At 43.7% G+C, this 11,086-nt stretch carries 10 protein-coding genes and 1 tRNA gene; 8 read left to right on the top strand and 3 right to left on the bottom strand.

The genetic code is table 11. The features are described from left to right. The first annotated feature begins 206 nt into the window (after positions 1–206). The 7 genes from Q7V21_RS00155 (at position 207) to Q7V21_RS00125 (ending at position 6,747) form a co-directional block, all read left to right on the top strand. Positions 207–1,244 carry a type IV pilus twitching motility protein PilT gene (locus Q7V21_RS00155; protein ID WP_304915360.1) on the top strand — a complete coding sequence of 346 codons (1,038 nt, stop codon included), beginning with the start codon at positions 207–209 and terminating at the stop codon, positions 1,242–1,244. 9 nt (positions 1,245–1,253) lie between these two features. Then, positions 1,254–2,396, top strand: coding sequence for a PilT/PilU family type 4a pilus ATPase (locus Q7V21_RS00150; RefSeq protein ID WP_304915361.1), 1,143 nt, complete (start codon positions 1,254–1,256; stop codon positions 2,394–2,396). A gap of 176 nt (positions 2,397–2,572) precedes the next feature. Next, entirely contained in the window at positions 2,573–3,427 is an 855-nt protein-coding gene (locus tag Q7V21_RS00145; protein ID WP_304915359.1) for an OmpA family protein, read from the top strand. Between the two features lie 381 nt (positions 3,428–3,808). Next, a complete protein-coding gene (locus Q7V21_RS00140; protein WP_304915358.1) occupies positions 3,809–4,000 on the top strand; it encodes a CsbD family protein in 192 nt (63 codons plus the stop codon). Positions 4,001–4,222: 222 nt separating this feature from the next. Then, positions 4,223–4,792 carry a BON domain-containing protein gene (locus Q7V21_RS00135; RefSeq protein WP_304915357.1) on the top strand — a complete coding sequence of 190 codons (570 nt, stop codon included), beginning with the start codon at positions 4,223–4,225 and terminating at the stop codon, positions 4,790–4,792. Between the two features lie 11 nt (positions 4,793–4,803). Next, positions 4,804–5,265: a hypothetical protein gene (locus Q7V21_RS00130; RefSeq protein ID WP_304915356.1), complete on the top strand. Its 462-nt coding sequence runs from the start codon at positions 4,804–4,806 to the stop codon at positions 5,263–5,265. A 126-nt stretch (positions 5,266–5,391) separates the two neighbouring features. Next, positions 5,392–6,747 carry a sigma-54-dependent Fis family transcriptional regulator gene (locus Q7V21_RS00125; protein WP_304915355.1) on the top strand — a complete coding sequence of 452 codons (1,356 nt, stop codon included), beginning with the start codon at positions 5,392–5,394 and terminating at the stop codon, positions 6,745–6,747. A gap of 129 nt (positions 6,748–6,876) precedes the next feature. On the opposite strand, the gene Q7V21_RS00120 is transcribed toward Q7V21_RS00125, so the two are convergent. The 3 genes from Q7V21_RS00120 to yihA all read right to left on the bottom strand — a co-directional run bounded on the left by Q7V21_RS00120 (position 6,877) and on the right by yihA (position 10,402). Then, positions 6,877–6,953, bottom strand: a tRNA-Arg gene (locus tag Q7V21_RS00120). A 119-nt stretch (positions 6,954–7,072) separates the two neighbouring features. Further along, positions 7,073–9,580 (bottom strand): glycogen/starch/alpha-glucan phosphorylase, encoded by a 2,508-nt coding sequence (locus tag Q7V21_RS00115; RefSeq protein WP_304915354.1) that lies wholly within the window; start codon positions 9,578–9,580, stop codon positions 7,073–7,075. A gap of 207 nt (positions 9,581–9,787) precedes the next feature. Beyond that, positions 9,788–10,402: a ribosome biogenesis GTP-binding protein YihA/YsxC gene (yihA, locus tag Q7V21_RS00110; RefSeq protein WP_304915353.1), complete on the bottom strand. Its 615-nt coding sequence runs from the start codon at positions 10,400–10,402 to the stop codon at positions 9,788–9,790. Between the two features lie 85 nt (positions 10,403–10,487). Between yihA and Q7V21_RS00105 the strand changes: the two genes are divergently transcribed. Continuing rightward, a partial coding sequence (locus Q7V21_RS00105) for a cytochrome c (protein WP_304915352.1) occupies positions 10,488–11,086 on the top strand: 599 nt, incomplete at its 3' end.

Raw genomic sequence — 11,086 nt, 5'->3', positions numbered from 1 at the left:
GGCCAGGTTTTACTGACCGCCAGTAATTTAACGGATCCTTCAGGGCGGTTGGCACGTTGTTCTGCCAATTTGATGAAGTTCATCACAGATTGCAGGCGGGTTTTTGAATTTGTCATGTTGCAAGCCAGTCAGGAGCGCGCTACCTTTAGCGGTATTCGCTATGTTGTCAGGGACAGGTAGCTGTCGTTATTGAATAAGGAATGTGCATGGATATTACTGAATTGCTGACCTTTAGTGCAAAAAACAATGCGTCGGATTTGCACATTTCTGCCGGTGAACCCCCGATGATTCGCGTTGATGGTGATATTAAACGCATTAATTTGCCAGCCATGGATCATAAAGAAGTCCATGCCATGGTCTATGACATCATGAATGATCGCCAGCGTAAGGATTTTGAAGAATTTCTGGAAGCTGACTTTTCGTTTGAGATCCCCAATCTGGCACGCTTCCGGGTCAATGTTTTTAATCAGAATCGCGGCGCGGCGGCTGTTTTCCGGACCATTCCTTCAACTGTTCTGACACTGGAAGAATTGGGTGCACCGGAAATTTTCAAACAGATTTCCGACAATAATCGCGGTATTGTTTTGGTGACCGGTCCAACTGGCTCAGGTAAGTCGACAACATTGGCGGCAATGATCAATTACCGTAATGAAAAAGATAATGAACATATTCTGACTATTGAAGACCCAATTGAATTTGTTCATCGCAGTAAGAAGTGTCTGATTAATCAGCGTGAAGTGCATCGCGACACGCACGGTTTCAGTGAAGCGTTACGCAGTGCATTACGTGAAGATCCGGATATTATTCTGGTCGGTGAATTACGTGATCTGGAAACCATTCGTTTGGCTCTGACGGCCGCAGAAACCGGTCACTTGGTGTTTGGTACGCTGCATACCTCTTCGGCAGCAAAAACCATTGACCGTATTATCGACGTGTTCCCGGCCGCTGAAAAAGACATGGTACGTTCGATGTTGTCAGAATCATTACGCGCAGTTATTTCACAAACCTTATTGAAAAAAGTGGGCGGGGGCCGGATCGCCGCGCATGAAATCATGATCGGCACGCCAGCCATCCGCAATCTGATTCGAGAAGACAAGGTGCCACAGATGTATTCTTCGATTCAAACCGGCGGGGCGTTGGGCATGCAGACGTTGGATCAATGTTTACAGGATCTGCTGCGTCGGCAACAAATCACTAAGCATGAAGCCTTACCACGCGCCGTTAATAAGGATTTGTTCCGTTAGGAGAACATGATGGAAATTGTCACAATTCTTAAGGCAGCGGTAAAACACGAAGCCTCGGATATTTTTATTACCTCCGGTCGTCCGCCAACATTAAAAGTAAACGGCCGAATGGCCACGCTGTCTCAGGAACCGTTATCTGAGGAAACCGCTCGTGAATTGGTATTGAGTACCATGAACGATGAACAGAAGCGTACTTTTGAACGTGATAAGGAATGTAATTACGCCATTGATACCAAAGGAGCAGGACGCTTCCGGGTGAGTGCACTGTATCAGCGTAGTCGGATTGCCATGGTGTTACGGCTGGTCAAAGGCGATATTCCGACCATTGAAGAGTTGCATGTTCCCGAAATCATTAAAGAGCTTGCTATGACCAAGCGCGGTCTGGTGATGTTTGTCGGTGCCACGGGAAGTGGTAAATCAACAACGCTGGCGGCGATGATTGGCTATCGCAATCAGAACAGTACCGGACATATTTTAACCATCGAAGATCCCATTGAATTTGATCATAAGCATGCAGGCTGTGTTGTTACGCAACGTGAAGTAGGTGTTGATACGGACTCGTACGAAATTGCTTTAAAGAACTCATTACGCCAAGCACCCGATGTCATCATGATTGGTGAAATCCGTAGCCGCGATACGATGGATTACGGTATCTCTTTTGCGGAAACCGGGCATTTATGCCTCTCCACGCTCCATGCCAACAATGCCAATCAGGCAATGGAGCGGGTGATTAACTTTTTCCCAGAAGACCGGCATCAGCAATTATTTCTGGATTTATCCCTAAATCTTAAAGCCGTTGTCGCGCAGCGATTAATTCCTAAGAAAGACGGCTCAGGACGGGCAGTGGCAGTAGAAGTTCTATTAAATACGCCACTAGTCGGTGATCTCATTGAAAAAGGCAAGGTTGCTGAAATCAAGGATGTGATGAAACGTTCTCGTGAATTGGGAATGCAAACTTTTGATCAGTCGTTGTACGATTTGTACAAAGCTGGCGAAATTTCCTATGAAGATGCACTGCGGAATGCAGATTCAAGTAACGAAGTAAGGCTGATGATAAAATTAGGTTCTGAAACTGGTGAACTCCCCGCAGAAGCTGGTGCCCAAGCTTTATCCCTTGAGATGGAAACCGAAACAATGGGAACGCGTTTTTAGATTTTCAGGGATTTTAAAAAAAGGTAAATATGTCTTTTTTTTAATATGTTACACTTCAAATGTAAATCGTAATATTATGATGCCTGAGTACCGAGACACAGCGTGTTCAAGGTGTCAGCCTAGACATCGACAAGCGATTAACAATACTAAGCAATAAATCTAAAGGAATAATAACTATGAATATTTCAGTAAAATTAACCGCAGCACTGCTGACGATTGGTTTGCTGGCTGGTTGTGCAGGCCCAAATCAGCGTGCGTACGATAATTACACTTTATGTTCCGCTCTTGGTGGTGCTGTAGCTGGTGCCGCAGTTGGTGCAGTTTCAAGTGGTGGTTCAGGTGCAGTTGGTGGTGCAGCAGTCGGTGCAGCGTTGGCATTATTACTTTGCTCAACGGATGAAGCTAAAGCAGAAACAGCCGTAGCAGCAAAAGAAAAAGTGATTTGTGAACACGAACCTGTTCCAGGTGCATTACTTGATGCTCAAGGTTGTGCAATGGATTCAGATGGCGATGGCGTTGTTGATGGCATCGACATGTGTGCAAATACTCCAGCTGGTGTAACAGTTGATGCAGTTGGTTGCCCACTTGATTCTGATAAAGATGGCGTTCCTGACTACAGAGATCTTTGCCCAAATACTCCGCAAGGTGTAATTGTTGACGAAGATGGTTGCCCGATTGCCGGTCAAACAATCCTGTCGTTAACAGGCGTTAACTTTGAGTTTGATAAAGCATCATTGACTCCAGAAGCACGCTCTATCCTGGATGATGCGGTTGATGCATTACTCAATACTGATGAAGTTGTTGAAGTCCGTGTAGAAGGTCACACTGACAGCATCGGTACTGAAGAGTACAACCAGAAGCTTTCCCAACGCCGTTCTGAGTCAGTTGTTGAATACCTTGTATCTAAAGGTGTTAACGGTAACAACCTGATTCCAGTTGGTATGGGTGAAACTTCACCAATCGCTAACAACGATACTGACGCCGGTCGTGCATTAAACCGTCGCGTTGACTTTATTGTTAACACAAAATAACAAGCTGTAATTAGTTGTTACGGAAAAGGCCCTTAACAGGGCCTTTTTTGTGCCTGGAGGTTATTACTTGCAGTGTCTTGATGGGGGTTAAAGATTTTATCTTTGTTGTTCCCATTCTCAGGAGCAAGTGCTGGGTGGAACAAGTTGAAAAAATTACATCCAACTATGTTATTTATACTAATAATTTAAAAACTATTTGCTGTTTTTATCTTCAAATTAAAATGAAAACAACCACTTAAGTTGGTGGCATGATTCCTGAATCATCTTTGATGGGTTATCTCTTAGTATGAATCGTTTCATCAAGAGGTTTTATCTAAATCAGGATTCATTAACCACTAAAAGGTGGAGCTCCTAGATTTTTCACATCATGAGGATAAGCAAATGAATAAAGATATTGCATCAGGTAAATGGACTCAATTTAAAGGTAAATTGAGAGAAAGCTGGGGTGATTTGACCGATGATGAAGTTGAGCAGACCAAAGGTAACGCTCAACAATTGGCCGGTTTATTACAGGAGCGTTATGGTCTGGCAAAAGAGCAGGCTGAAAAAGAAATTGAAGCACTTACAAAGTAGCACTTTATTAATGCTCATAACCAAGGCGCCAAAAGGCGCCTTTTTTTATGGTTATCAATAACGGCTAAACATGAAATTTTTCCTGACAAAGTTTGTAATTTCTACATGATTACGCCTTTTTTTATAAGGAATTAATTCTTAAGGTTTTGATTTTTAATTGTTTAATTCGTTGGCATGGTTATGGCAGAGATAGGTATGTGACATATTAACCTTAGGAGATAGATGATGACTTTTAAAAAGAATGCTTTAGCTGTTTTGACCGTGACAACATTAATGACCACACCTGTTATGGCGGACAATTCCTGGCAAGGTGAAGCAAAAGATGCCTGGTTAGACGGCAAATTGGAGACAGCGTTATTACTCAACACGCAATTAAATAATTTTAAAATTGATACTGATATCGATAATGGTGTCGCGGTATTAAGCGGGCAGGTTAAAAACCAAACCCAGAAAGATCTGGCTGGTGAGATAGCTCAGAATATTGAAGGTATTACAGAGGTGAAAAATAACCTCACCGTAGATGCAAACTATCGTACTGATGATTCAGCAGATAGCGATAATAAATCTTTCAGTCGCGCCTGGCATGATATGACGGTAACTGCAGGCCTTAAAATGGAGCTTGCAGCCCATGATCAGCTTGAAGCTTCATCGATTAATGTCTCAACGAATAATGGTGTTGTTACATTAAAAGGCAAAGTGAAGAATGCTACTGAGAAAGACCTTGCTGTTGAAATGGCCAAAGGTTATGACAAGGTTGTGGATGTCAGAGATGAACTTGTCGTCACAAACTGATAGTCATTCTTATGATAAATAACAGAGAACAGCAGCTTATTCAGGAGTTGAAAAGTATCTGTGCAGATGGACACAGCTTCTACACTATGACCGCAAGGATGGCGGTCAGTAGTGAGCTTAGAATGTTATTTCGTGAAATGGCGTTGGTTAGGGCCGAGATCGTTAATGATATTAACAAACGTTTTTCGGGATTAAAAAATTCAGAGCCCAGTAATACCGAATTAGCTTTAACAATGCGAGCGATATATAAGCTTGCCCACGGAACGTTCAGCGAGATAATTGATAAAAACAGTCTTGCTGATTTGGAGGCAATGGAAATGCGATCATTAGAGATTTTTAAAATCTATGTGAGAAGAATGAATGATCGTCGAATTTCTTCTTATTTAGCTGGGCATTTGGCAAATATTCAATTAAGTCAGGATCGCTTACAACGATTGAAAAGTGAGCGACCAGTGCAGCGACGAGTAAGTTGAAATTAGGGCTTCTGTTTACTGAGTAAAGAGGTTGGAGAATTATTTCCAGCCTCTTTATCTATGTTAAGAAAACCATAGATTGCTAATGTTAGACTCGAATTCAACTACTAATTGATAACGAGTCTTATGCCAAAATTATTATTAATCACCAAAGATGACGCTTTGTCAGCGACATTGAGCAATCAGCTTTCTGCATGTGACTTCAGTCTTATTCAGGTAGCCGACCTGACTGAACATGGTTATCAAGCAGATTTAGTTATATTTGCGCCTCAGCAAGCTACGGAGACGGACTATAAATTATTTGAAACACATCCTTTACAACAAACTGCGGATTGGATTTTATTGAGCGATGGCCTGCCCAATAAATGGTTGGACATGATGATGACCCAGGGTGTGGCTTATCATTTTCGACAGATGAGAGACTTTACTCCTCTCATCGAGATTGCTACCGAGTTTGCTGAAGAATTCAAACAGCTTAAGAAAAACCGCCACACCGCCACACTTTCCTCCACTCTTGATCAATACGGTTCTTTATTAGGCTCTTCTGCCGTTATGCATAAGCTTTATCGTTTAATACGCCGAGTCAGTCAGACCGATGCAAATGTCTTTCTGATTGGTGAAAGCGGTTGCGGGAAAGAAGTGGCTGCCAGAACCATCCATGAACAAAGTGAGCGGGCTAATGAGCCAATGGTTTCAGTTAACTGCGCTGCTTTGGCTGCTGATTTGGTGGAAAGCGAGTTATTTGGTCATGAAAAAGGTTCATTCACCGGGGCTGTGAATCAGCATATAGGCTTCTTTGAACAAGGGGGAAAAGGAACCTTGTTATTGGATGAAATTACCGAGATGCCTTTGGCCCTGCAAAGTAAATTACTTCGTGTGCTGGAAAGCGGTGAATTCAGACGCGTCGGCAGTGATGTGGTGCGTCAATCTCAAGTAAGGGTTATTGCAGCAACCAATCGCGAGCCCGAAGAAGCCATTGAATCCGGATTTTTGCGTGAGGATCTGTATTTCCGTTTAGCCCATTTTCCCATCAAAATTCCGCCATTGCGTCACCGTGATAATGACGTTATTGAGTTGGCTAAACATTTTCTGGCATATCGTAATGAAGCGACAAATACCGGAAAAGTTTTTGCAGACGAAGTTCTGGAGATCTTTGCGCAGTATAGTTGGCCGGGCAATGTCAGAGAGCTAAAACATTGTGTTGAACGGGCACATATTCTGGCCGAAGAGGTGATTACCGTTGCTGATCTACCCGACTTTTCCAATATTCTGACAACCAGTGAAAACAGTATTGGACCGGGCACATCGATTAAAGAAGCTGAAAAAAGCTTGATTATCTCAACCTTGAATGCCTGTCAGCAAAATAAAACTCAAGCTGCCAAGCAACTTGGCATAACAGTTAAAACGCTTTATAACAAACTTGAACAATATGGGCAGATTGAAATAGACGCGCCACTTCAAACAAGCTCAGAGTCCAGTTAACAAGCAAACCAAACTGCAAGCGGAAGTTCAGGCTAAATAACATCTACCAAAGAGACTATCTCGAGCAAAGCTAATTTCAGTTAAAACTGAAATGGCTTTGTTTTTATGGGGGGCTCAAAACACTGAAAATGGTGCGCCTGACAGGAATTGAACCTGTGACCCTCGGTTTCGGAAACCGATACTCTATCCAACTGAGCTACAGGCGCTTTGTATTGTTACTGACAGCGCGAATTATACGGACTTTACCCACCTGAAACCACCGTAAAAAATACCCCTTGGCTAAACGTTATGATGTTTATAGCCAAGGGGATTGGTGTGCCTGCTTTTAACTGTCTGGATGTGGCGCTATTTTTTCAAGTTTCCAGATATCCTGGTTGTATTCATCCATGGTACGGTCGGTTGAAAACTTACCGCTTTGTGCTGCATTAACAATGCTCATTGCGGTCCAGCGTTCTTTGTCTAAATAAGCCTGTCCCGCCAGATGCTGAGCATCAATGTAACTGCGGAAATCGGCGATAGTCATCCAAGGATCGTGTGGGCTGGTGAAGGCATGAATAATATTGTCAAAACAACCCGGTTCAAACTGATTGAAATGACCACCCGTTAATAAATCAATCACCCGTTTCAAATCAGCATCATTTTCGATGATGGCTTGAGGGTTATAGCTGGCACGTTTTTCGGCAACTTCTTCTTCGGATAAACCAAACAGGAAAAAGTTGTCATCACCGACTTCTTCACGGATCTCAATGTTAGCTCCATCAAGTGTGCCAATGGTGATGGCGCCATTCATCATAAACTTCATATTGCCGGTGCCGGATGCCTCTTTACCCGCTGTTGAAATTTGTTCGGATAAATCAGCTGCGGGGCAAATCACTTCCATGACCGAGACTTGATAGTTCGGGAAAAACACGACTTTAAGCCAGTCACCCACATCGGGATCATTATTCACAACATCAGCTACGTTGTTAATGAGTTTGATGATTTGTTTTGCCATCAAATAGCCCGGTGCTGCCTTACCACCAAACAATACGCAGCGTTTGGGTAATCCCTCAGTATGACCTCGTTTGATTTGATCATAGAGATGAATAACATGCAAAACATTCAGTAATTGACGTTTGTATTCATGGATCCGCTTCACCTGAATATCGAACATCGCCTCAGGGTTGAATGTGACGCCACATTGTTTTTCCACCAAAGCGGCCAAACGTTTTTTATTTTCAAATTTGGCTTCATGCCATGATTTTTGAAAGTCTTTGTCGTGAGCCAACGGTGCTAAATTTTGCAATTCACTGAGGCGGGTGATCCATTTGTCGCCGATAGTTTCAGTAATCAACTTGCTAAGCACAGGATTACACCAGGCCATCCAGCGACGTTGGGTGACACCATTGGTTTTGTTATTGAATTTTTCCGGCCACAATTGATAAAAATCTTCAAACAAACCTTTTTTCAGTAACTCGGAATGCAAGGCCGCAACACCATTCACCGAGAAACTGCCAACAATGGCTAAATGCGCCATACGAACTTGTTGTTGAGCACCTTCTTCAATAATTGACATACGTGCAAGGCGTTCTTTGTCACCAGGCCAGTGATTGGCGACTTCCCGCAGGAAGCGGGCATTTATCTCGTAAATGATTTCCAGAATACGCGGTAATAGGCGACCAAACAGATTTGCCGGCCACCGCTCCAGAGCTTCAGGTAACAGAGTATGGTTGGTATAAGCCATCGTTTTGGAGGTAATTTGCCAAGCCTTATCCCAACCTAATTGATGCTCATCCATCAGCAGACGCATTAATTCAGCAACGGCAACGGTCGGATGAGTATCGTTAAGCTGAAACACATTCTTGTCGGCAAAGTTTTCAAAATCTTCACCGTGCGTTTTGACCCAATAATCCAGAATATCCTGCAAACTGGCTGACGCCAGAAAGTACTGCTGACGCAAGCGTAATTCTTTACCATTTTCACTGGCATCGTTTGGATAGAGCACCATGCTGATGTTTTCTGCTTCATTCTTGGCGGCCACAGCTTCTGTGTAGGAGCCAGCATTAAAATCTTCCAGATTAAATTCATCGGTCGCAGCCGCTTTCCACAAACGCAAGCGGTTCACGGTACCATTCTGATAGCCGGGAACAGGTAAGTCGTAGGGAACGGCCAGAACATCATTGGTATCAACCCACTGGATTTCCATTTGTCCGCTGGTATTGCGGCGTAATTCAGTATGTCCGCCAAATTTGACACGCTGAGTGTACTCAGGGCGTTCGAGTTCCCACGGATTACCATCCCGTAACCAATGGTCTGGCATTTCCTGTTGATGACCATTTTCTATTTTTTGCTGAAACATGCCATATTCATAGCGCAGGCCATAGCCAGTAACCGGCAGTTGTAACGTGGCGCAACTATCAATAAAACAGGCCGCCAAGCGTCCAAGGCCACCGTTACCTAAACCTGCATCATGCTCAAACTCAGCAAGTTCTTCATATTCCAGACCCAGATTCACCAGAGCTTTTTTCAACGGCTCTTCAATGCCCAAATTCAATGCTGCGTTGCCGGTGGCACGTCCCATCAAAAATTCCATCGACAGATAATAAGCTTGTTTGCAACGTGATTCCGCATAGGTATGTTTGGTATTTTTCATTCTTTCAAACAACCGGTCACGCAGCGTATGAGCCATGGCTGCGTATAGGTAATGGCCTGAGGCACAGCCTTTGTCCTGACCCAGATAGATTCCGAAATAGCGTTTAAAATCTTCAGTTAAAGCAAGGGTGTTCATTCCCAGTTTTGACGTCTGATAAAGTTCAGGCAAAGGGGTGGTAATCGCAGTATATCTTGGCGTCATAGCGGCAATCCTTGAATGGGCATCGTTATGGAAAAAAACAGGTTTGGGTGACTGGCTTTGGCTGCATTGCCATGGAACGGCTTTCAGCATGAAACTGAAGATGGTTTGGTAAGACCGCACCCATTGCAGTTAACGTTAGCAGAGAGTGACGACATCTGCCATCACCTGAAGTATAAATTTTGTAATAAATTGATTCAGCAGAAAATTCTATTGTTGTGCAGGCACTGAAAGTTCAAACCATTCATCCAGAACCTGTATCGCTTCATCACGACCTTGATGATTTAATGATGAAAATAGTTGAACCGAAGCCTCAAAACCGGCCTCTGTTAACTCTTTACGAACCTGTTGCAGTGCATTTCCTCCAGCTCCACGACCTAATTTATCGGATTTGGTTAACAGGATATGAATAGGCAGTTCAGCTTGTTTTGCCCAACCCAGCATTTGCAGATCAAAGTTTTTTAAAGGATGGCGAATATCCATCATCAACATTAATCCACGCAGAGATTGGCGCGTTTCCAGATATTTGCTTAAGGTTGCCTGCCATTTCAGCTTCATTTTTTCCGGGACTTTGGCATAACCGTAACCGGGAAGATCAACCAGCGCTCTTTCATCATCCAGATGAAAAAAATTGATCATTTGTGTTCTGCCTGGTGTCTTACTGATGCGTGCTAATGCCTTGATGCCGGTGATTGTGTTGATAGCACTGGATTTGCCTGCATTTGAACGACCGGCAAAAGCAACTTCATATCCAGAGTCGGTGGGCAGTTGAGACAATTGTGTCGCGCTGACAGTATAATGCGCTCTACGGTATAACTCTGACATATCAGTCTTTCCAGGTGCAAAAAAGTGCCAATAAGAGTAGCATACCGGAAGTTTTGTATCCGAAAGTTAGTGTCTAGGAATTACAATGAAAAAAATTATTTCAGCGGTGGTGCTGGGTTTGGGAGTAACGAGTTCACCACTTGGTTTAGCTGCAGGTGATGTCTCTGCCGGAAAAGCAAAATCAGCCGTATGTGCGGCCTGCCATGGCGCCGATGGTAACAGCCCATCAGATATGTATCCTAAACTGGCTGGACAACATGCCAGCTATCTCTACAAACAACTGGTCGAATTCAAAAGCGGTAAACGTGAAAACGCCATTATGGCACCGATGGTCGCTGGTCTATCAGAAGAAGATATGGCGGATTTAGCGGCTTTTTATGCCAGCAAAGAAGCCACCCCAGGTGCGGTAAGTGAAGATTTGTTAGAGCTTGGCAAACAGATTTATCGTGGTGGGAATAGTGAGTCCGGTGTGCCAGCCTGCATGGCTTGTCATGGACCAAACGGTAGCGGCATGCCAGCAGCGAAATGGCCGAAACTATCTGCCCAATATCGTGCCTATACAGAAGCGCAATTACACGCTTTTGCTAATGGGGAACGTCATAACGATCCTAATGGAATGATGCGTGATATTGCTTCTAAAATGACAGAAGAAGAGATCAAAGCGGTTGCCGCTTATGTATCCGG

Source organism: Methylophaga sp., from assembly GCF_030651745.1.
Note: the sequence above shows the minus strand (reverse complement) of the source record. Positions and strands in the feature narration are given on the sequence as shown.

Bases quoted from the DNA above. Each gene is read 5' to 3' on its own strand.
- yihA (WP_304915353.1), bottom strand. From the start codon at position 10,402: ATGTCAGAGTTATACCGTAGAGCGCATTATACTGTCAGCGCGACACAA.
- Q7V21_RS00130 (WP_304915356.1), top strand. From the start codon at position 4,804: ATGATAAATAACAGAGAACAGCAGCTTATTCAGGAGTTGAAAAGTATC.
- Q7V21_RS00145 (WP_304915359.1), top strand. From the start codon at position 2,573: ATGAATATTTCAGTAAAATTAACCGCAGCACTGCTGACGATTGGTTTG.
- Q7V21_RS00150 (WP_304915361.1), top strand. From the start codon at position 1,254: ATGGAAATTGTCACAATTCTTAAGGCAGCGGTAAAACACGAAGCCTCG.
- Q7V21_RS00115 (WP_304915354.1), bottom strand. From the start codon at position 9,580: ATGACGCCAAGATATACTGCGATTACCACCCCTTTGCCTGAACTTTAT.
- Q7V21_RS00155 (WP_304915360.1), top strand. From the start codon at position 207: ATGGATATTACTGAATTGCTGACCTTTAGTGCAAAAAACAATGCGTCG.
- Q7V21_RS00140 (WP_304915358.1), top strand. From the start codon at position 3,809: ATGAATAAAGATATTGCATCAGGTAAATGGACTCAATTTAAAGGTAAA.
- Q7V21_RS00125 (WP_304915355.1), top strand. From the start codon at position 5,392: ATGCCAAAATTATTATTAATCACCAAAGATGACGCTTTGTCAGCGACA.
- Q7V21_RS00135 (WP_304915357.1), top strand. From the start codon at position 4,223: ATGATGACTTTTAAAAAGAATGCTTTAGCTGTTTTGACCGTGACAACA.